This window comes from uncultured Erythrobacter sp. (assembly GCF_947499705.1).
Taxonomy (GTDB): domain Bacteria; phylum Pseudomonadota; class Alphaproteobacteria; order Sphingomonadales; family Sphingomonadaceae; genus Erythrobacter.
In genome coordinates, this window is sequence record NZ_CANMPJ010000002.1 from 577411 (window position 1) to 598769 (window position 21359).

Annotated in this window: 18 protein-coding genes; 4 read left to right on the forward strand and 14 right to left on the reverse strand. The window is 61.0% G+C overall.

Going from position 1 to position 21359, the window contains the following annotated elements; all coding sequences use genetic code 11:
* Positions 1–22 precede the first annotated feature (22 nt).
* From Q0837_RS15740 to Q0837_RS15750, 3 genes are all read right to left on the reverse strand, one after another.
* Positions 23–1360: a cytochrome P450 gene (locus Q0837_RS15740; protein WP_298470975.1), complete on the reverse strand. Its 1338-nt coding sequence runs from the start codon at positions 1358–1360 to the stop codon at positions 23–25.
* A gap of 124 nt (positions 1361–1484) precedes the next feature.
* Entirely contained in the window at positions 1485–2795 is a 1311-nt protein-coding gene (locus Q0837_RS15745) for an ABC transporter permease (protein ID WP_298470976.1), read from the reverse strand.
* Positions 2792–3766: an ABC transporter ATP-binding protein gene (locus tag Q0837_RS15750; protein ID WP_298471799.1), complete on the reverse strand. Its 975-nt coding sequence runs from the start codon at positions 3764–3766 to the stop codon at positions 2792–2794. The genes Q0837_RS15745 and Q0837_RS15750 overlap by 4 nt, the downstream gene beginning before the upstream one ends.
* A 70-nt stretch (positions 3767–3836) precedes the next feature.
* Here Q0837_RS15750 and queG point away from each other — a divergent pair, with 70 nt between their 5' ends.
* Positions 3837–4892, forward strand: coding sequence for a tRNA epoxyqueuosine(34) reductase QueG (queG, locus tag Q0837_RS15755; protein ID WP_298470977.1), 1056 nt, complete (start codon positions 3837–3839; stop codon positions 4890–4892).
* Here the strand turns inward: queG and Q0837_RS15760 are convergent.
* From Q0837_RS15760 to Q0837_RS15780, 5 genes are all read right to left on the reverse strand, one after another.
* Positions 4889–6142: an FAD-dependent oxidoreductase gene (locus Q0837_RS15760; protein WP_298470979.1), complete on the reverse strand. Its 1254-nt coding sequence runs from the start codon at positions 6140–6142 to the stop codon at positions 4889–4891. The genes queG and Q0837_RS15760 overlap by 4 nt on opposite strands.
* 61 nt (positions 6143–6203) lie before the next feature.
* Positions 6204–10940 carry an NAD-glutamate dehydrogenase domain-containing protein gene (locus Q0837_RS15765; protein ID WP_298470981.1) on the reverse strand — a complete coding sequence of 1579 codons (4737 nt, stop codon included), beginning with the start codon at positions 10938–10940 and terminating at the stop codon, positions 6204–6206.
* A gap of 269 nt (positions 10941–11209) precedes the next feature.
* Positions 11210–12205, reverse strand: coding sequence for an LLM class flavin-dependent oxidoreductase (locus tag Q0837_RS15770; RefSeq protein ID WP_298470983.1), 996 nt, complete (start codon positions 12203–12205; stop codon positions 11210–11212).
* Positions 12202–13047 carry a hypothetical protein gene (locus Q0837_RS15775; RefSeq protein ID WP_298470985.1) on the reverse strand — a complete coding sequence of 282 codons (846 nt, stop codon included), beginning with the start codon at positions 13045–13047 and terminating at the stop codon, positions 12202–12204. Before Q0837_RS15775 ends, Q0837_RS15770 begins: the two co-directional genes overlap by 4 nt.
* An 18-nt stretch (positions 13048–13065) precedes the next feature.
* Positions 13066–13809, reverse strand: coding sequence for an alpha/beta hydrolase (locus Q0837_RS15780; protein ID WP_298470987.1), 744 nt, complete (start codon positions 13807–13809; stop codon positions 13066–13068).
* Positions 13810–13889: 80 nt separating this feature from the next.
* Between Q0837_RS15780 and Q0837_RS15785 the strand changes: the two genes are divergently transcribed.
* Entirely contained in the window at positions 13890–15554 is a 1665-nt protein-coding gene (locus Q0837_RS15785) for an alkaline phosphatase (RefSeq protein ID WP_298470988.1), read from the forward strand.
* Here the strand turns inward: Q0837_RS15785 and Q0837_RS15790 are convergent.
* Genes Q0837_RS15790 through Q0837_RS15805 form a run of 4 tightly spaced genes read right to left on the reverse strand, consistent with a single transcriptional unit; the run spans position 15551 to position 16912 of the window.
* A complete protein-coding gene (locus tag Q0837_RS15790; RefSeq protein ID WP_212448698.1) occupies positions 15551–15742 on the reverse strand; it encodes a helix-turn-helix transcriptional regulator in 192 nt (63 codons plus the stop codon). The two genes, Q0837_RS15785 and Q0837_RS15790, sit on opposite strands and share 4 nt — an antisense overlap.
* The gene (locus Q0837_RS15795) at positions 15739–16137 is read right to left on the reverse strand and encodes a hypothetical protein (RefSeq protein WP_298470991.1); all 399 of its coding nucleotides are present in this window, start codon (positions 16135–16137) and stop codon (positions 15739–15741) included. The genes Q0837_RS15790 and Q0837_RS15795 overlap by 4 nt, the downstream gene beginning before the upstream one ends.
* The gene (locus Q0837_RS15800; RefSeq protein WP_298470993.1) at positions 16137–16739 is read right to left on the reverse strand and encodes a hypothetical protein; all 603 of its coding nucleotides are present in this window, start codon (positions 16737–16739) and stop codon (positions 16137–16139) included. The genes Q0837_RS15795 and Q0837_RS15800 overlap by 1 nt, the downstream gene beginning before the upstream one ends.
* Positions 16736–16912 (reverse strand): hypothetical protein, encoded by a 177-nt coding sequence (locus tag Q0837_RS15805; protein WP_298470995.1) that lies wholly within the window; start codon positions 16910–16912, stop codon positions 16736–16738. Before Q0837_RS15805 ends, Q0837_RS15800 begins: the two co-directional genes overlap by 4 nt.
* A gap of 362 nt (positions 16913–17274) precedes the next feature.
* Between Q0837_RS15805 and thrS the strand changes: the two genes are divergently transcribed.
* Positions 17275–19305 (forward strand): threonine--tRNA ligase, encoded by a 2031-nt coding sequence (thrS, locus tag Q0837_RS15810; RefSeq protein WP_298470997.1) that lies wholly within the window; start codon positions 17275–17277, stop codon positions 19303–19305.
* Positions 19306–19343: 38 nt separating this feature from the next.
* A complete protein-coding gene (locus tag Q0837_RS15815; protein ID WP_298470999.1) occupies positions 19344–20054 on the forward strand; it encodes a sulfite exporter TauE/SafE family protein in 711 nt (236 codons plus the stop codon).
* Here Q0837_RS15815 and Q0837_RS15820 read toward each other — a convergent pair whose 3' ends face one another.
* Positions 20055–20516 (reverse strand): hypothetical protein, encoded by a 462-nt coding sequence (locus tag Q0837_RS15820; protein ID WP_298471002.1) that lies wholly within the window; start codon positions 20514–20516, stop codon positions 20055–20057.
* Between the two features lie 79 nt (positions 20517–20595).
* Positions 20596–21348 carry a thioredoxin family protein gene (locus Q0837_RS15825; protein ID WP_298471004.1) on the reverse strand — a complete coding sequence of 251 codons (753 nt, stop codon included), beginning with the start codon at positions 21346–21348 and terminating at the stop codon, positions 20596–20598.
* Between the last annotated feature and the right edge of the window lie 11 nt (positions 21349–21359).

The window sequence follows — 21359 nt, forward strand, 5'->3', positions numbered from 1 at the left end:
TTTTGGCGCGGAAAACGCCGCGTCAGAATTCGGTGATTTCGACCTCAAGCTTGCGGAAACCGTGGACGAAGTTTGCCCGAACCCGCTCAACGTCGCCCGCAACATGCACACGCATCCGCCGCTTGTGCATTTCCTCAAGCAGGACGCGCAATTGCAGCTCGGCCAGGCGCGCACCAACGCAGCGGTGGATGCCATAGCCGAACGCGATATGCCGACGGGCGTTTTCACGGTTTAGGTCAAGCTTGTGGGGATCCGGGAAGATTTCTTCTTCGTGATTGGCCGCGAGATACCACAGCACAACCTTGTCGCCCTTCTTGATCGTCTTCCCGAACACTTCGGTGTCTTCGGTGCAGGTGCGGCGCATATGCGCAAGCGGGGTCTGAACCCGCAGCATTTCCTGCACCGTATTGGGGATGATTTCGGGATTTTCCTCAAACAGTTTGCGCTGATCGGGAAATTTGTCGAGCGCGTGAATGAACCCGCTCATCGAATTGCGGGTTGTATCGTTGCCACCGACGATAAGCAGCACGAGATTGCCGATGAATTCCTCCGGTCGCATCTGGTTCATGGCTTCGGAGTGGATCATCATCGAAATGAGATCGTTGCCCGGCTCCTTGTCCATTGTCCGCTCGATCCACAGCGACTGGAAATAGGCACCCATTTCGTGGAGGAGTTCCCAGCGCAATTCGTCGAGTTCGCGAACCGTGGCGAGTTCGGTGTCCCCGGACCAATCGGACCAAAAAGTCAGCATCCGGCGATCTTCCCAAGGGAAACCGAACAGGATTGCCAGCATTCCGGTGGTGAGTTCGATCGAGACCGTGTCGACCCAATCGAAGACCTCGCCGCGCGGCAGCGTGTTGAGCAATTCGCCTGTCCGCCGGCGGATTTCCTTTTCCATGTCGGTCATCGCGCTTGGCGTGAATTTGGGCGCGACCGTACGGCGCTGGCCCGTGTGCTGTGGCCGATCCATCGCGATGAACATCGGCAATTCGCGGCGATCGGCAGTGCTTTCTTCAAGCTCTTCTTCGCTCAGCCGTTCGAGGATCGTGATCCCGCCATGTTCCCAGCTGGACGAGAAAGTCTCGGGCAGTGCTTCGATATGCTGGATCGCCTTGTGGCCGACGACTGCCCAATAGGGGCCGTAGGGGCTTTCCGGGATGTAGTGCAGCGGCCCTGCGTCCTGCATTTCCTTGAAGATCGGCTGCCAGCGGTCCTCAAAGTAGATGTCGCTGCGGCTGACGTCCCATTTGTGCGAATGCTGCGGGCGTTCTTCAGGGTGCTTTTCGAAATGCGCCTTCAGCGCCTGGTAAGCCGTAGGGCTGGTGCGCACCTTTGGACGTTCTGGGGCCATTGTCGCCATTCTACTCTCCCGTCCGGCAGTGCTTCGGTCTTCTTATGGTGCAGCCGGTTCCTCGATTCGCATCCTGCCTTAACTGACACCCATGTCAATAGTGGGTTGCGATTTGCGACCTATTCGGCTGGCCCTATTCCGCTGGCTCCGCCGTAGCGTTCGCGCTGCCGCGTGACCCAAAGCCCCACTTGCGGCGCTTGGTCTTGTCGTGCCCTGCGCCGCCCGATTTCATCACGCGTTTGCGGAACAACATCGACCCGCCTTTGACTAGGATGACGACCGCCACCGCTTGCCACGCAATCGCCGCAGCATGCGTCCACAATGTCTCGTCAAGAGCGGCGCGTGCCAGCATCGCGAAAGGCGAGGACAGTGGGAAGATCATCGCAAACATCTCGAGCGCGGATCCGGGCTGTGTGATCGTATAGGCGGCGAGGAAGAACACCATCAGCTGCATCATCGTCACAGGCATCGACATGGTTTGCACTTCGCGAACCGTGTTCGCCATCGCGCCGATCGTCAGGAACAGCGCTCCCAGAAGCAGGTACGCCATCGAAAAATAGACGATGCCAAGTGCAATGAAGAGCGGCCAACCCACCGCCGGGCCGGGAAGATTGGCGAAATCGGTGTTGGTCACCGTGATGATCGCGTCCTCGGCCACGGTCCAGAAGCCCCATCCCGCAACGCCCCACACAGCGATCCCGACAAAGGAAACACCCAGCATCGCAAACAGCTTGCCCATGAACACCGCGTCCATCGGGATGGCGGCGGCAAGGATTTCGATGATCTTGTTGCCCTTTTCCTCGGCGAGGTTGGATAGGACCATGCCCGCGAGCAGCATTGTCAGCAGGAAGAGCACCATTTGCGCTGCCTGTGCGGTGCGGGTCCGGGTCGAGCGTTCCGATGCCGCGCTGCTGGCAACGATGGTCTGGTTGATCGCAGGAAATTCGGTAGGCGCGGCCCGAAGCGATGCTGCGGCTATTAGCCCGATCGGACCTTCCCAGCGGTTCACCTGGCCCTCGGTGCCGACGAGTTCAGGCGCTTCAGGCGTTCCCGTGACGATGGCTGCGTAGTTGCCGCGTCGTTGATCGAGGAATTCCTTGGCGTCGAAGTCCGGCTCGCTCTGGGCCTCGGGCACTTCGCGCAGCTCAGGCAATCCTCCGCCTAATTCGCCGACAAGCTGTTCGCGTGCAGCGAGGATCTTGGCGTTGTTCTCGGTGCTCATGGCGATGCCGATTTCGGTGCTGACCGCTTGGACGGAGACTTGCTTGCCGATGCTCCCCGCGAGGCCACCGACGATCACCGGGAAAAGCGGCCCGATCAGAAAGAACAGGAAGGCGCGGCTGAACAGCACGGCGATGAAATCGCGCCGGGCGATGACCCAGGCGGCCTCGAGCCGCGAGAGGCGCGGATTGGCGACGACTGTGGCTTGATCGAAATCGCTCATACCGCTTCTCCCGCCTGATCGGCCTCAAGCTGGCGAGCGGCTGCTTCACCGGCGATGGCGACGAATGCATCATGCAAGCCAGCGCGCTCGATCGAAAGCGACAGAATACCCGCCTCGCCGTCGATGAGTTGCTTGAGCAAGGGCTCGACCCCGGTTTCCGGCAGCGAGAAATAGAAGAAATCCCCCTCGCGCCGCGCGTCTTCGGGCAGGGCCGAAGTCCAACCCCCTTCGCGCGCTCGGGTTTCGAGGCGTACCTGTGCCGGGATGCGGTCGCGTGCCGCTTCGACGCTTCCCGCATAAGGCACCTTGCCTCCGGCGATGATCGCGACACCTTCGCACAGGCGCTCGGCATGGTGGATGACGTGGGTTGAGAAAATTACCGTGACCCCGTCTTCTGCCAAGGCGCGGATCATACGCTCCAGCTTGCCCTGGTTGATCGCATCGAGGCCGGAAAACGGTTCGTCGAGTACCACCAGTTTCGGTTGGTGAACCAAGGTTCCGAGCAATTGCACGGTCTGCGCCATGCCTTTCGACAGCTGGCGGATCTGGCGATCTGCTGCGTGACTGAGATCGTGGCGTTCGAGCAATTCCAGTCCGCGCTTGCGCCCTTCGGCCAGTGGCAGCCCGCGCAGCGCCCCCATGAAGGCAATCGCTTCAATCGCTTTCATCGCCGGATACAGTCCGCGCTCTTCTGGCAGGTATCCGATCAAGCGGCCGATTTCGTGCGGACGATCATGCCCGAAAATGCGGCGTACGCCTTCGTCCGGGTCGATAATGCCGAGCAACATGCGCAATGTGGTGGTCTTGCCCGCGCCATTGGGTCCGAGCACGCCGTAGATCGCGCCTTCGGGCACCGACAGGTCCACGCCTGCCACCGCCAAGGTGCCGTCGAAGCGTTTCACCAGTCCGCGCGCCTCGATTGCGAGCTTGCGGATTTCAGAAGGGGGTGCGGCCCGATTGCTCGCCGACATGTGTTCGCCTATCGCCATATGCATGAGTGCCACGGTTAACGCGCAGGACTAAACGGGAGCAACCCCAAGCATGGTTAACGGCGCGATGACAGGTGATCTTACGGAGCGGATCGAAGAGCAGGCACGGGCACTGGGTTTTGCTGCCTGCGGGATCGCGAGCGCGGGCGAAGATCCGGTGCGGGCCGAGCGCCTCGAACAATGGCTGGGCGAAGGCCACCACGGCTCGATGGAGTGGATGGAAGCACGCGCGCACCATCGCCGTTCGCCGCAAGGGCTGTGGCCTGAAGCGCAGAGCGTGATCGCGCTCGGCATGAGCTATGCCCCCGCGCATGATCCTATGGCGCTGGAAGCACACCGGGATCGCGCAAGGATATCGGTCTATGCGCAGGGCAAGGACTATCATGATGTCGTGAAAAAGCGGCTGAAGGCGCTGGCCCGGTGGCTTGTGGTGGAACGGCCAGAGGCGCAGGTGAAAGTCTTCGTGGACACCGCGCCAGTGATGGAAAAGCCGCTCGGCGAAGCAGCTGGCGTTGGCTGGCAGGGCAAGCACACAAATCTCGTCAGCCCCGAGCATGGCAGTTGGCTGTTTCTCGGCGCGATCTACACGACACTGAATCTGTCACCGTCGCAGCCGCAGCGCGATCAATGCGGTTCGTGCCGCGCCTGTCTGGACAGCTGTCCCACGGACGCCTTCCCGAGCGCCTATCAGCTCGATGCGCGGCGCTGCATTTCGTACCTCACAATCGAGCACAAAGGCCCGATTGCCGAGGAATTCCGCGAAGCGCTGGGCAACCGCATCTATGGCTGCGACGATTGTCTCGCGGTTTGCCCCTGGAACAAGTTTGCCCAAACCGCCAACGCGGCGCGGGCATACCTCCCACGCGCCGAGCTGACCGCGCCAAAACTCGCCGAATTGCTGGCACTCGACGACGCCGGATTTCGCAAAGTGTTCTCAGGTTCGCCGATCAAACGGATCGGACGCAATCGGTTCGTCCGCAATTGTCTCTATTCGGCTGGCAACAGCGGCGATGCAAACCTGATTGCCCCGGTCGAGGCGTTGCAGCGCGATCCCGATCCCGTCGTGGCCGAGGCAGCGGAATGGGCGCTTGCTAGACTGCGCGCCTAAATCAGTTCCTTGAGCGGCACGTCTGTGTCGGCCAACAGCTCCGGATCGACTTTCTCGATCCCCTTCTCGAGCAGTTTGCGGCCCTGCACATAGTCCTTCATCGTGCCCACGCAGTCGAATGCGATGGGGCGCCCTTCTTTCAGGTAGACCACGGTGAATTTGCGACTTTCCGGATCGCCGCGCAGCACGGTCGCATCGTATCCCAGACTTAGGCCTGCGGTCTGCAGCTTGAGATCATACTGGTTGGACCAGAACCAAGGGAGCGCGTGATATGGCTCTTTGTCGCCCATGATCGCCTTCGCCACGGTGTTCGCCATGTCATGCGCGTTCTGGACCGATTCGAGCCTGATCACCGCCTGGTCTGCATAGGGGTTGGCGTGCGCGGCGCAGTCGCCGATCGCGTAGATATCGTCGAGCGATGTGCGGCAGCAAAAATCGACATCGACCCCGTTGGAGCCAGCGGCACCAGCTGCGATCAGCGGCGCGACCGCCGGAACGATTCCGATTCCCACCACCACCATGTCGCACGGCAATATCTCGTCATTGTCGAGCTTGACGCCGGTTGCCAGCCTGTCCTCACCGACCACTTCGGTCACGCCGCGTTCAAGCCTGATTTCGACGCCTTGGCGGCGGTGCTCTTCCTCGTAGAAACGGGATAGCTCTTCGCCCGCAACGCGCTTCAAGACCCGGCTTTCGGTTTCAACCAGTGTTACGCCGCAACCAAGCTTGCGAAGCACGGCCGCCGCTTCCAGTCCGATGTAGCCGCCACCGATCACCACCGCTTGTTTGGCACCTGCCTCCAGCGCGGCCATCATCGCATCGGCATCACGCTTGTCCCGGACGTAAAAGACGTTCTTCCGATTTGCGCCGGTGCATGGGAGCCTGCGCGGGTCGCCCCCACCCGACCAGATCAGCTTGCGGTAGCCAATGGTGTTTCCGTCGGAGAGCGTCACCGTGTGCGCCATCCAGTCGATTTCCGCGACACCGCTGCCAAGCCGCAATTCGATATCTTTGTCGGCCCAGAATTTCTCGGGGCGGATCATGATCCGCTCGAAACCCTTGTCGCCTGCGAGGTATTCTTTTGAGAGCGGAGGGCGCTCATACGGAGGGGCGGAATCGCGCCCGATCATCATGATCGAACCTTCATGCCCCTTTTGCCGCAGCGCGATCGCAGCCTGCGCACCGCCATGGCCGGTGCCGACAATCACAACGTCAGCCTGCCCAGCCGACCCGTTTCCCTCACTCACCATGCGCTGATGCGTGCCCGCAAATGCTTCACTTCGTCAAGCTGGCATTGCTTGCGGGCGATCTTCACCGTTCGAGCAGGTTACGCGCCTGACTGGCAATCTGTGCGAGAACAGCCGGGGCAATGGGCGGTTGCGCCTGCGCTCTGCCGATCATGCTCCGGAACTGATCTACAGCGCCCTGATTGCGCTCCGCCCAGTCCGCCACGGCCCCTTGCGGGTCGTCCTTGCCGGTCTTGCGGCGCATCAACCGCCGTAGGAATTCCAACCGCATGTGCTGGAAATCACGTGCCAATCCATCGACCAGCAGACGCTCCCAGATATCTGAAGGCGACATATGGGCTGCCGTACTTTGCGCCCAATCCAGCCCAATCCGCTCGCCGATATCGGTGAAGGCATGCGTCAGCATCCGCGCGTCGATCTCGGTCTTGAGCGCGAGCTGCGCCAGACCGATCGATCCATCAAGATCGAACAGATTGGCCACGCGCGCTGCTAGTGCATCGGGAGCGCCGCGTTCGACAAAGTGCTCGCGCAATTGCCGGGACCGCTCGCGCGGCTCGCAGGAAAGCAATTCGTCGCGAGCGTCGGTCAGATCGGTCACGCGGCCCCGCAATTGCGAAATCATCTCGCCCGCTTCGACCTGTCCAGAGGCAGTACGCAGCACGTCTGACATCAGATTGCCAACGGCAGCGGAGAGACGGTCGAACAGCGCGATGCGCGCGTCTTCGTTCATCTTGCCTGAGTCGATTTCCGACCACAGCGCGCCGAGATCAAACAGTCGCTCGACAACGACAAAGGCGGCGGCGACATCGGAGAGGCCGACGCCTTCCTCCTCCGCCAGTTCAAAAGCGTGTACCAGCCCCAGGCGGTTAACGATCCGGTTGGCCAGATCGGTTGCAACCAATTCACGGCGCAGGCGGTGTTCACGAATGCGTGGCGCAAACTTCTTGCGCATCGGCTCCGGGAACATCGCGATCAGCGAATCTTCGAGGATCGGATCGTCGGGCAGCCCGCATTCTTCGATTGCGTCCTGCAGCACCAGTTTGGCCGATGATAGCAGCACCGCCAGCTCTGGCCGGGTCAGCCCCTTTCCGTCCGCCGCACGGCGGGTCAGGATGTCGCTTGAAGCAAGTCCTTCGGTTCGGCGGTCGAGATCGCCGAGATCTTCGAGTTGTTCGGTCAGGCGAATGTAGGATGCGGTGGCGTCGGCCCCGCCCGCTTCGGCTATCGACAGCGCAAGCGCTTGAAGGCGATTGTCCTCAAGCACGATATCGGCGACCTCATCGGTCATGTCTTCGAGCAGCGCATTGCGGCGCTTGTCGGACAGTTTGCCAGCGCGGTTTGCGGCTGCCAGCGCGATCTTGATGTTGACCTCGTTATCCGAGCAATCGACCCCGGCCGAATTGTCGATGAAGTCGGTGTTGATCCGCCCACCATTCAGCGAGAACGCAATCCGCCCGGCTTGGGTCACGCCGAGATTGGCGCCTTCGCCGATGACCTTGGCGCGCACCTCGATGGCATTGACACGTAGAGCGTCATTACCTGGATCGCCGACATCGGAATTGCTCTCCGTTTCGGCCTTGATGTAGGTGCCGATACCGCCGAACCAGATCAGGTCGACCGGCGATTTCATGATCGCGCTGACCAGGGCATCGGGCTCGATTTCCTTGCCATCGATGCCAAGAGCCTCGCGTGCTTTCTTCGACAGCTTGATGCTCTTCTGATCGCGCGAGAACACGCCGCCACCGCTGGAAATCAGGTCGGAATTGTAATCCTCCCAGCTTGAGCTTGGCGCATCGAACAATCGCTTGCGCTCTTTCCAGCTGGCTTTGGGATCGGGGTCGGGATCGATGAAGATGTGGCGGTGATCGAATGCTGCGACCAGCTTGATCGCTTTCGACAGCAGCATGCCATTGCCGAACACATCGCCCGACATGTCGCCGCAGCCGGCCACGCGCACGCTGTCCTTCTGAACGTCGATTCCCATTTCGAGGAAGTGGCGCTGAACGGACACCCATGCGCCGCGTGCAGTGATGCCCATAGCCTTGTGGTCGTAGCCATTCGATCCACCGCTGGCGAAAGCATCATCGAGCCAGAAGTCCTTGGCTTGCGCGATTCCGTTCGCGACATCGGAGAATCTCGCAGTGCCCTTGTCTGCGGCGACGACGAAGTAGGGGTCTTCGCCATCATGGATGACGACATCGTTCGGGTGCACAACCGAATCGTCGACAATGTTGTCAGTGATCGACAGCAGCGTGCGAATGAAGACTTCGTAGCTCGCCTGCCCTTCGGCGGCCCAGCCTGCGCGATCCTTGGCGGGTGAAGGGAGCTGCTTGGGATAAAACCCGCCCTTCGCTCCGGTCGGTACGATGACCGCATTCTTGACCTTTTGCGCTTTCATCAGCCCGAGGATTTCGGTGCGGAAGTCGTCGCGGCGGTCTGACCAGCGCAGGCCGCCGCGCGCAATCGCGCCCGAGCGCAAATGGATGCCCTCCACCCGGCGCGAATAGACGAAGATTTCGCGCCACGGCACGGGCTTTGGCAGGTTTGGGACCAGCGAAGAATCGATCTTGAACGCCAGCGCCTCTTGCGCGGCATCGGCAAAGGCGTTGGTGCGCAGGATGGAATCGATCAAGGCGCGGTAAAGACGAAGCAAACGGTCATCGTTGATGGCCGAGACCTTGGCCAAGCCGCGCGTGAAGCTCTGGATCGCAGCCTCTGCGGCTTCGTCACGGTCGCCTTCGAAGGCTGGATCGTGGCGAGCGACGAACAGATCGATCATCGCCCGCGTCACCGCCGGTGCAGCGTTCAAGGCATCGACCACGGTATAGATGGTGAAGCTCATGCCGGTCTGTCGCAGGTAGCGATAGAAGGCACGCAGCCAGTTGGCTTCGCGCGCTTCGAGCGCCGTGCTCAGCACCAGCCGGTTGAACGGATCGTTCTCCGCCTGCCCGTTCAGAACTTCGGTGATCGCCCGTTCGATGACGAATGCCCGGTCGAGCAGCGGAGCAGCCTTGTCCCCCTCGGGCAACGACAGGGTGAATTCGTGAATTGTCCCGAGCGACCGCGGATCGAGCAGCGTTGGAACTTCCTTGATCACTGTGAAGCCGAAATTTTCAAGCGCGGGAACGGCGTCGGACAGCATCAGGATGCCCTGATGATGATAGACCTTGAGCCGCAGAATTTCCGGTTCGTCTTTTGCAAGACCATACAGCCGGGCGTCGCGCAGGTGCTCTCCCGTATCGCTTTCCTGGACAGCAAGCGCACGCAGGCGGGAGATGTCGATCGCGGCCTCTTCCGCGCCGTAGCGGAAGCGATAACTCGACGGGAATCCCGAGGCGTAGCGCGATGCAATGGCGGTGGCTCGCGAGCCCTCGGGTCCACCGGCAAGGTGATGCTCGACCGCTTCGCCCCAACCGCGCAGCAAGTCCTCAAGTTCACGTTCGATCCCGGCGGTATCGAGTTTTCCGGAGGCTTCGCGCGTGTCGAGCATGAACTCGAGCATGGCGAGCGCTCCGCCTTCGACTTCAAGGCTCCAGTCAAGAACTTGCGTTCCCGCCTGCTTCATCAACAGGTCTTGAATCTTGAGCCGCACATCGGTCGACAGAGTATCGCGTGGCAGCCAGACGAACGCGAAAACATGGCGTTTGAGTGGCGAACGCACCTGCACCAGGCGCGGCCGAGGGCGGTCGACCAGGCTCATGATCGTCGTCGCGAGCTGGCGAATATCGGCCATTTCCAGCGAAACGATCAGGTCGTGCGGCAGAACCGTGAAGGCGTGGGCCAGAGCCTTGCCCGCATGCCCGCCGGGATCGAAGCCAAGTTCTTCGGTCAGTTCGGTGACCATCTTGCGGAGCAGCGGCACGTTCTCAGGGTGAGATGCCAAAGCCGCGCTGGTCCAGACCCCGGCATGGATCGACAGCGCCGAGACTTTGCTGCTCTTACCCTGCCCGGTGCGGTGCGGCACGATGAACAGGTCGAGCGGCACGTGGCGATGGACATTGGACAGGCGGTTCGACTTGATGATCAGCAGATCGCGGCGCTCGCCGCCCTTGGGCGTCTGATCAAACCACTCGAAGGCAAGATCGTAAGAAGCGTCCGCCAGCAGCGCCTTGGCGCTCTTGCGACAAATGCCGTGCACATCTCTGTGGCTGCCATCGCGGTTGCGCGTCAGGTGGCCCAGCTGGGTAAGCATCCCGCCGTTCAGCCATTCGAGCATCGCTGCGGCTTCGGGATTGCTGGCTTCAAGCACTTCAGCGTCAGCTGCCATCGCACTCTGCGCTTTGGGCCAATCATTCACAGCTGCGCGCACATCGCCCAGCGTCACCCGCAATTGAGCGAGCAATTCGCGCCGCTGACGCGCGTCAACGCGCGGCGTTTCGATGTAGATCATCGACTCGCGCGATCCCAAATCATCGCCGGATTTGCCCAGCTTCACCAACTGACCTTGGTCATCGCGGGAAACGGGAACCACCGGATGAACCAGACGGTCGATGCTCAGCCCCTGTGCGGCAATGGTCGCTGCGATCGAGTCGACCAGAAACGGCATGTCGTCATTGACCACGGCGATCCGGAGCATTCGGCGTTCTTCTGTCGCAGATTCTAGCAACAGTGACGACCGATCAAGCTCGCGATGCTGCGCGGCTTTCAGCAGGAAATCGGCCGCGTCGTTCCTGTCTTCGCCTTCAAGGCAAGGCTCGCCGGGGAGGATCGCGTCGGTGAGGTGCTTTGCCAGTGCCGAGCGCATGGCGCTATCTTGCTTGCTGGCCTTTTTCGCGGGTTTCTTCGCCCTCTTCGATACCATGATGTGCTCCCGGCATCCTGCTTCCAGCACTCGAACAACGTGAAATTTTGTTGTGCCGGTTTGTAGTTATCCGTCGCCAATACGCCCTTAATGCGAGTCCGCGCAAGCCGGATCACTACCGATCCGGCAGTTAAATTTTACGGCATCGCCCGGAACTGGATCGCGGCCTCTATAAAGGAATTGCGGCGCACTTCCGTCCCGTCCTCTGACGGATGGGCGCTGCACGGTACTCAGCCATTCCCCGGGTCCGCTTGCTTGGGAGTTCCTGCTTAAGCTGCCAAGGCAGTCGAGCAGGCCTCGACGGTCAATTCGAGCGAGCGGATCCGGGCTTCGGGGTCATAGGTTGCCCCGCACAGAATGATCTCGTCGGCGCGCGTGCGCTTCACAAACACTTCGATATCGTCGCGCACTTTTGCAGGCGAGCCGACAGCGGCTGCCTGCCCGATATGATCGAGCATCGTGCGCGCGGGTGCTTGCAGGGTAGCGGTGTAGTCCGCGATGGGCGGCGGCAACTTACCGGGATTGCCTGTGCGCAAACGCACAAAGCTCTGTTGCTGGCTGGATGCGAGCAATTGCGCTTTTTCACCGGTATCGGCGGCGAACACATTCATTGCGACCATCACATGCGGTTTTTCGAGTGCTTCGGATGGCTGAAAATCGCGGCGATAAACTTCAAGCGCCGCATCAAGATGGTCCGGCGCAAAATGCGCGGCGAAGGCGTAGGGCATGCCAAGCTTGGCGGCGAGTTCCGCACCGAACAGGCTCGACCCGAGCATCCACAATTCAACGTTCGCACCCAAGCCCGGCGTGGCTGCAACAGGCAAATCCAGATCGCCGGTAAGCAGCGCACGCAGTTCCACAACGTCCTGCGGGAAATATTCCGAAGCCTGCGCAAGGTTCTTTCGCAAAGCGCGCTGCAATTCCGGCCCGGCACCCGGTGCCCGGCCTAGCCCCAGGTCGATGCGTCCGGGAAACAGAGCATCGAGCGTCCCGAACTGCTCCGCAATCTGAAACGGCGTGTGGTTGGGCAGCATGATCCCGCCCGACCCGATCCGAATACGGCTGGTGGCGTTGCCGATATGTGCGAGCACCACCGAGGTTGCACCGCCGGCAATTCCGTCCATCGCGTGATGTTCGGCGACCCAGAAACGCTTGCAACCGAGCTTCTCGGCATAGCGAGCAAGGTCGGTCGCGGCATCGAAAGCCTCTGCCACACTTCCGCCTTCGCGTACCGGGACGAGATCGAGGACGGAGAATTCGGTCATGGCGTTGCTTGCTCCTCAGCCGCGGGTTCAATCTGAGCGAGATAGTTCTTCGCGGTCTGCGCTGCCAGCGAATCCGGTTGGGTGTCGATCACCGACTGCCAGCTCTGCCGCGCAGCATCTTCGCGGCCCGACAGGACGGCAATAACACCAGCCTCCAGCCCGATCAGCCCTTCGAGCGGGGCAAGCCTAACAGCCGTTTCAATCGCGGCCTGCGCGTCATCGAGCCGCTCCAGCCGCCGTAGCAAAGTCGCCTTGAGCAGCCAGCCTTCGGCTTTGTTCGGTTCAAGCCGGTTTGCCGTATCGAGCGCCGCCAGGGCTTCGTCGGTCCGGTCCATAGCGACCAGCGCGCGGGCGGCATCGGTGGCGGCGAGCGCCTCAAGCGTGGCCGAGGCAGCCGCGCGGGCATCGGTTTGCGCCACAGTCAGCAGGGCCACCGCTTCCTGAGGATCGCCGCCTGCCAGTGCGGCATTGCCTGCCATCGTCCCAAAGCGTGCTCGGGTGCGCAGCTCTTCCGGCGGCGTTTCGTCTCTGGCGCCGACAAATGCCGTTTGAGCGTCTTGCCACAAACCCAATTCCGTCGCGGCTAGTCCCAAGCAATGATTGGCGACAACCCGCTCGGCCCCAGCGGTCTCGCTCCGACGAATCTGCGCTTTTGAATGCGCGCGCGCTGGATCTTCATCCAATTGATCGAGGCAATCCTGCAGCCAGGCACTGGTCGGATTTGACGGCGGCGCGATTGCGTCTTCGCGCGGCGGTCGGTTGAGGATTTCCTCTTCGGCACCGGGCGGCGGGGAGACAGGATTGGGGCCGACTTGCAGCAGCAGGGCGAGAAGGATGGACACGTTGGCTATCGGTTTCCGTTAATAGAAGCTGGCGACTGTCGCCTTCAGCCGGGCGATGTCTTGATCGCGCGACAGGCGGTGATCGCCGTCTTTGATAAAGGTCACTTGAACCGCATCCGAACGCAGAGCTTCAGCGAGTTTCAGGCTGGTCTTCCAAGGAACATCCTCGTCGCGTTGTCCGTGGAGCAGATGCACCGGACAACTGATGGCGATCTGGTCTTCAAGCCGCAAATTGGCCTCGCCGTCAGCGAAGAAACCGGGATGCGTTGGCGTCGGCTCTGGTCCGTAGGGGTTTTCTTCGAACAGAGTTTCACCGCGGGCCATCACCGCGCGTTGTTCTTCGCCAAATCCCCAGCGGGTGAAATCAGGCGCGGCGGCGATGCCGACCATGCCAGCAAGGCGATCACCCAGCGCTTCGCCGATCAACAGCATCAGCCACCCTCCCATCGAAGAGCCGACCAGGAGAACAGAGCCGCTGACATGCGCTTCGATCAAGGTCAGCACTTCGTCACGCCAGCAGCTGAGGGTGCCGTCGGCAAAATCGCCCGAGCTTTCTCCGCAACCTGAATAGTCGAGCAGTAGGCACGCACGACCTTGCGCCTGTGCTTCTTCGAACAGCGCGGTCGCCTTGCCGCCAGCCATGTCGGACATATAACCGGGCAGGAACACCAATGTCGGGCCAATTTTTGGCTCAGTGTCTACGGTCAGCCGGTACGCGATCCGCCGACCGTCCTGCATTTCATGAAATTGAACGTCGCTCATGCGCGCGTTAATGCCTGTGCTATGCGGTGCAGCGCAAGGGTTGTCACAGCTTCGACACTGGGAAGGAATATAGCGCCGCCATGATCAAGAACGACCCAGTAAGCCTTCCTGCCCGACCTGCATCTGCGCTTACGCGGCGCGGGCTGTTTTCGCTTGTAGGAGCGTCCGCAGCCATCGCTTCGGCTCCAGCAATCGCGCGGGGTTTTGGCAGTGGCTTCACCCATTCGATTGCGAGCGGCGAACCTCAATCGTCGAGCGTGCTGCTTTGGACGCGCTATGTTGGTGAGGCGGAAACCACGCTCGAATGGCAGGTGTCCGAAACGCAGGATTTCAACAATCCGGTTTCCGAAGGTCAGGTCAAAGCCTCACCGAACCGGGACTGGTGCGCGAAGGCGATTGCCAGTGGTCTCGCGCCAAACCGCTGGTACTTCTTCCGCTTCGTTGCCCCCGATGGCACCGTTTCGCCAATCGGACGGACCCGGACGCTGCCGCAAGGGCCGACCGAAAAGTTCCGCATGGCGGTCTTCTCCTGCTCCAACTTCGGGTTCGGCTGGTTCAATTCTTACGCACACGCGGTCGAAGCCAATGATTGCGACCTTGCCGTGCATCTGGGCGATTACATCTACGAATACGGCAAGGACAATTACCCCGGCCCAGCCGAAACCAATCCGGGCCGCCGCCTCAACCCCGACACCGAGATTGTCGCGCTAGCCGATTACCGGCTGCGCTACGCGACGTATCGTGCGGACCCAGACCTCCAGCGCCTGCATCAGGTGCTCCCAATGATCGCGGTATGGGACGACCACGAAAGCGCGAATGACAGTTGGGAGGACGGCGCACAGAACCATCAGCCCGACAGCGAGGGCGAATGGAGCGCGCGTAAATCTATCGCCAAGCGCGTCTATCGCGAGTGGATGCCGGTCTCCGATGAGGCCTATGCGACCTACGATGTCGGTGACCTCGCAACCCTGTTCCGGCTCGATACACGGCTCGAAGGGCGCGACGAGCAGCTCGATCTTGGCAAAGTGCTCGAAGGCGCGGCGAATCCCGAAGCAGCTATCGCCGCTCTGGCTACATTCAAGAATGGCGACTGGGCTGACCCAGAGCGCCAATTGCTTGGCGCGGCGCAGGAACAGTGGCTGGCGGCAGGTCTGGCGGCGTCGAAGGCGCGCGGGGCGACGTGGCAGGTGTTGGTGCAACAAGTGCTCATGGGCAATCTCAGAACTCCGTCGAGCATAGTGGACGGCTTGAGCGACGAAATGCCGGATTGGATACGCCAACGGCTGATTGCGGCGTCCTTGGCGAGCCAGACTGGGCTGCCCGCCAATATGGATGCTTGGGATGGATATCCCGCCGCCCGCGAACGCGCGCTGAAGGGAGCGCTGGATGCGGATGCCAATCTGCTGGTTCTGGCGGGCGATAGCCACAATGGCTGGGCGTTCGAACTGGATCATCAGGGCGCGAAGGCCGGTGTCGAATTCGGCGTTCCCGGTGTGACTTCGCCCGGTTTGGAGCGGACCCTGGCAGCGGTTCCGCCCGCAGATTTTGCAGCAGCGGCAATGAGCACAAACGAGCAACTCAAATGGGCCAATACTTCCCAGCGTGGCTATATGGCAGTCGAGCTAACCCCCGAGCGCGCGACGACCGAGTACCGCTTTGTCGACACGATCAAGCAGCGCTCAACCAAGCTGGCGGGCACAAAGCGGATATCCAGCGCGGCGGGGACCCACTCCCTCGACGTTTAGTCTCGGCTGAATATCTCTTCGATCGCCAGTTCGAACACTTCGGCGATGCTGAAGGCGAGCGGGAGCGAGGGGTCGTAACGGCCCTTCTCGATCGCGTTGACGCTCTGACGGCTGACGCCAAGGCGGTCGGCGAGGTCTTGTTGACTCCAATCGCGCTCGGCCCGGAGGACTTTGAGACGGTTCTTCACTGGGCGATGCCTTTGATGCGGAACCAGTAATAGGCGAGCGCCCAGCACAATGTGAGAATACCGATCATGTTTTCACTGGATAGGTCCGGCAAGCCGAAGACTTTCACTCCAATCAACCAGAGAAGATTGATGAGCATGGTCGAAGCAAAGCCGACGAGAGCTGCATTGGCCATGATCTGGAAGACATATTCTTCGCTGCATCGCCTATCGAGAGCGGAGGCGGCCGCTATCGAAACACAAACTACAAGCGATAGGGCAATAACAATCATCCCCTGCACAAACGGCCCGATCGAAAGAATGCTCTCGCGGGGTGGATCGATCTCGACGATCATGACCACCGATGCGAGCAAGGGGAGCGCTACAAACCAATCGAGCCTCTGGACGGTCATTCTCATCACCGGATCTCTCCGTACACGCCGTATTTGATCTTGTTGAAAATCGCACCGATGCCGAGGCCGAAGCACCACATGGTGGGCCACCAGTATGCCTCGACTGGCTGAACGATCTTGTAGGTTTCGAGGAATCCCCAGACGGCCGCGAGTGTGAACGAGATCGCGGTCGCTATCAGGCCCTGTCGGACGTAGAGCATCCGATAGAATTCGTCGGTCTCCTCCACGATCAGTCCGCCGAATATCCAGATCACCCCTGCGAAGGACAAGCCTGGAAGAAGCGCTATGATAACCGCCAGAGGTCCGGTCAAACCGCGATCCTCGATCAGGTTTTCTGCGAGGAACAGGGTCAGCAGGTAAAACGCCATGACGATGGCCATCCGCGCGAGGTAGCGCAGGCTTGCCTTCGTCTGCTTCTGGCTGATGGTCTTCACGAACGCGAAGACCATCAACGCTGTCGGGATGATCGCGAGGATGTAGGCGGTGGTGATACCGATGGCGTCGGACTTCCACAGGAAAAGCACCAGCAGCGCCGTGAGGACCGAACATCCGGCGGCGATCACGCAGGCGCGACCTTCTGCCGGCGCGTTTTCGACCTGCGCGTTCATTGCGCACACCTACGGCCACAGCCGAGGTCGGAATGCAGCGTGCCCCAGGCGGCACCGCTCAGCCCGGCGATAATGCCAAAGCTGGCACCGCTGTTCAGCCCCTGTGCCTGTGTCCAGATCGCGGCGCCGAGAATGAAGGCGGCCCAGGTGATCACCATAAGAAATCGGGTCATAAGGAAAGCTCCCTTTCAACTATGGAAAGGACACTTGTCATTGATTCGCGAAATTGTCAAGCACACTTTCCATAAAGGAGCGTGTCCTTTCCGGACTTCCCGGTCGTGTGCAAGGTAATGACTTTTCCATCCCTCATCGCTATTTAGCGCGCATGGCCAAGCTGCTGACCATAACCACGACCACTACGACCTCGGATGTCCGGGGGCGGGTGCTCGCGCTTTAGTCGCAGCGATCGCCGCGCCCCGGACTTTGGGTTTCGGGTGGCGCAGCGTCCTCCTGAAATCGGCACAAAACAAAACGCTGCTCTTCAAGCGAGCGCGCGACTATGTCATGGGCGCGCGAAACGAGACGGATTTTTACGATGACCGAATTGCTCAAGATCAGCCTGCCCGATGGATCCGTGCGCCAAGTAGAACCGGGCAGCACGCCTGCCGATATCGCCGCTGCGATTGGGCCGGGCCTTGCCAAAGCTGCGCTGGCCGCGCGCGTGGATGGCGAAGTGCGGGACCTCGGCCGCCCGTTTGAAGGCGACGCGGAACTCGCGCTGATCACCACCAAGGATGAGGCCGACGCGCTCGAGCTGGTCCGCCACGATTACGCCCACGTCCTCGCTGAGGCTGTTCAGGCGCTATGGCCAGGCACGCAGATCACGTTCGGCCCAGCAACCGATGATGGCTTTTACTACGACGTGATGGCCCCGGCTTCTCGCGAGCCATTCGGTGTGGACGACCTGCCTGCCATCGAAGAGAAAATGCGCGAGATCATCAAGGCAGACAAGCCGCTGGTCCGCGAAGTCTGGTCGCGCGAGCAGTTGATCGAGAAATGGTCCTCCGAAGGCGAAGCGTTCAAAGCCGAGTGGGCGCAGGAACTGCCAGAGGACGAAGATCTGACGGTCTATTGGTCCGGCGAGCCGGGCACCGAAGGAGCGTGGCTCGATATGTGCCGCGGGCCGCACCTTGCTTCGACCGGCAAGCTTGATCCGCAGGCTTTCAAGTTGATGCGCACGGCGGGCGCCTATTGGCGCGGGGATCAGCGCAACGCACAGCTGACGCGCATTTACGGCACCGGCTGGCTCAACAAGAAGCAGCTGAAACAGCACCTCCACAACCTTGAGGAAGCGGCCAAGCGCGATCACCGCAAACTGGGCCGCGAGATGGACCTGTTCCACCTTCAGGAAGAGGCGCATGGCAGCGTCTTCTGGCACCCCAAAGGTTATCGCATCTGGCGCGAGCTGGAGAGCTATATGCGCCGCAAGATGGATGGCGGCGGCTACCGTGAGATCAAGACGCCGCAGCTGATGGATGTGCGCCAGTGGGAGCAATCCGGCCACTGGGGCAAATATGCCGAGAACATGTTCGCCGTGCCCGACATGGTGCCCGAAGTGGACGAAGCGGGTGACGGCCTAGCAAAGCCGTCAGTCGAGCAAGATGCCGACTGGATGGCGATCAAGCCGATGAACTGCCCGGCGCATGTGCTGGTCTTCAAGCAGGGCATCACGTCCTATCGCGACCTGCCGATCCGGCTGGGCGAAATGGGCTGTTGCCACCGCAACGAGCCCCACGGCGCGCTGCACGGCCTGATGCGTGTGCGGCAATTCACGCAGGACGACGCGCATATCTTCTGCACCGAAGACCAGGTGGTCGAGGAAGTGCGCAAGTTCTGCAAGCTCGCCGACAGCGTCTATCAGGACTTCGGTTTCACCTATCACGTGAAGCTCGCGACGCGGCCTGAGCAGCGCTTTGGTTCCGATGCGGACTGGGACAAGGCCGAGCAGGAACTGCGTGACGCCGTGGCCGAAGCAGGCATGGACAATGAAGAATATGGCTGGGAAGAGCTGCCGGGCGAAGGCGCGTTCTATGCGCCGAAACTCGAATGGCACCTGACCGATGCAATTGGCCGGACGTGGCAGGTCGGCACGATCCAGGGCGACCGCGTGTTGCCCGACCGTCTCGATGCGACCTATGTCGGTGAGGATGGCGGAAGGCACCGCCCCGTGATGCTGCACCGCGCGATCTTCGGCTCTTACGAGCGGTTTATCGGCATTCTGATCGAGCACTATGCGGGCCGCCTCCCCGTGTGGCTCGCGCCTGTGCAGGCCGTGGTCGCGCCGATTGTTTCGGATATCGATGGCTATGCCGAAGAGGTCGAAGCGAAGCTCGCGGCAGCTGGACTTCGCGTGACGAGCGATCTGCGCAACGAGAAGATCAATTACAAAGTGCGCGAGCATTCATTGGCGAAGGTCCCGCACATACTGGTTGTCGGCAAACGCGAGGCAGAGGAAGGCGGTGTTGCAATGCGGACGCTCGGCGAGAAAGAGCAGAGAGTACTCTCGCTCGACGAGGCGATTTCGCTGTTGACCTCTGCTGCGACCCCGCCCGATCTGGCTGCGTAGCAAGGCGCTCCGCGATCTTCGGATTTGCGCCTGAGGCGTTGGCAATTGCCGCGCTCACCGCCTTTGCGGCAGGTTTCGTCCGTGGGCTTGCCGGGTTTGGCCTGTCGGTGGTGCTGGTGCCGGTGCTGCAACTGGCAATCGATCCGGCGGCGGCGGTGCTGGTCGGGATCGTGTCGCTATTCCTGATTGGATTGACCGACATCGGTCGCATTCGCCGCGATGCCGACCGCTCGGCGGTGCCGCTTACGCTGATTGCGCTCGCGTTCATGCCGCTTGGCCTATGGTCGTTGACCGCACTCCCTGCCGATTGGGCGCGGGTTCTGATCGCGCTGGTTTCGCTCGGAGCGTTCGTCTTGGTCGTCGTGCCGCTCGGCAAGGTCGAGATGCCGCGCAAATCGGCGTTGGCAATTTCGGGGTTGGCGACAGGCTTTTTTGGCGGTTTTGCAGGCATGCCCGGCCCGGGAATGGCACCCTTCTATCTGCGTGGGCGGTTAGCCCCCGAAGCGGCACGCGCTTCGATGATGGCGATTTTCCTCGTGGTCACGCCGCTATCGGCGCTGTTCTTCATTGCGCTTGGCGTAGGAACGTGGCGCGAGGCCGCATTGGCTGCGGCGCTCTTCCCGTTTGTGCTTATCGGGGACTGGTTCGGCCACCGCGCCTTTGGCAGGGTAACCGCTCGCCAGTGGCAGATCAGTACAGCTCTGGTTTTGGGCGGAGCTGCGCTGGGCGCGCTCTGGAAACTGCTCTGATCAGCCGCCAAACTCGCCGAAAAAAGTGACGATGTGGATGTTGCGCGGGCGTCCGTTGCACTTGTCGATGATCATTTTCACCCGGCGACATGGAAACGTTCGAGTGGTGCCTCCAATTGCATAGCGCATCAGAACCGGCGCATTGAGAGTGTGGGTGAGCTCGACATAGCGACCCCCGCCGCCGGAATAACCGCGGCCCTGTTTCTTCTCGACACGAAAACGCTCCAGCGCTGCGTCGTTGGCTGGAGCGTTGAGAAGCGCGAGCGCGGCGTCGATCTGATCATCGAACTTCACAAACGAGGTGACGTCGGAGATTCCACTGCGTTCGTGCGTGCCCATCTGCCGTTCGGCCATACCCTGATTTGTGATGTTGACGTGGCGCTCACCCGCATGTCCTCGGCCCTGCTCGGATAGCTGGAAAATCCGTTTTACTTCGTTGCGGGTAAATGGTGTGTAGGGCATCGACTTCGCTCCTCCTGCTTGATGCAAGAATAGCAGAGCGAGTTGGGCTAGCGAAATGGTGTTTTACGACATCTTTGTCCTAATCGATCCAGCGCGCCGAAAGAACGCGGCCGCCGCCCTGTTCGCGCAAGACCAGAGCATAGCGATCGGCTCCACGAATGTTGAGTGCGCTGCGATCTATCGGATGACTGGCTTTGCCACCGTTCCAGGTTGCGATACGCTTCTCGCCAACCAGAACGTTGGTGTAAGTTATTTGGCGCCCACCATTTTCTCCGCGTCCGATCGCGACGGTTTCGCTCCGGGACACTCCGATCAGCATCAACTCCGCGCGTTGTTTCGTTGTGCCGCCCAAACCTACACCGAAATTGCCACCTTTGGTTTTGAGGATTCGAATGGCTGCGCGCTTCGCTCTGGCTGCTTCTGCCGCAAAGCGGCGGATCTTATCTTCATTCGAACCCACTTCGCCAAGCAGGCCATCGACCACGGTCTGGGGGGTGTAGACGCCATTATATCCCGCCAGTCCGCGCTGGGCGTAGGTGCGTTGGAGGCTGGTGTTGGCGGGGCTTGCAAACGTATCTTTCCACCCGAGCCTGTCCCAGTAATCGACCGGGCGAGAAATGACGATCAGCTCGCCTTCACGATCAAGTTTCTGCGCAAGGCGATCTGCCGGGGGACATGATGAGCAGCCTTGGCTGGTGAACAGCTCAAGCAAGACCGGCTCGTCGGAGAGTTTTTCTCCGTCGGCCTGTGCCGAGCTTTGATGGGGGACGACCAGCGATGCTGTCGCAAGGGTGATCAGCGCGATTAGGGGGGCGTAGAGGGGTTTCGTCACGCGCATTCTCG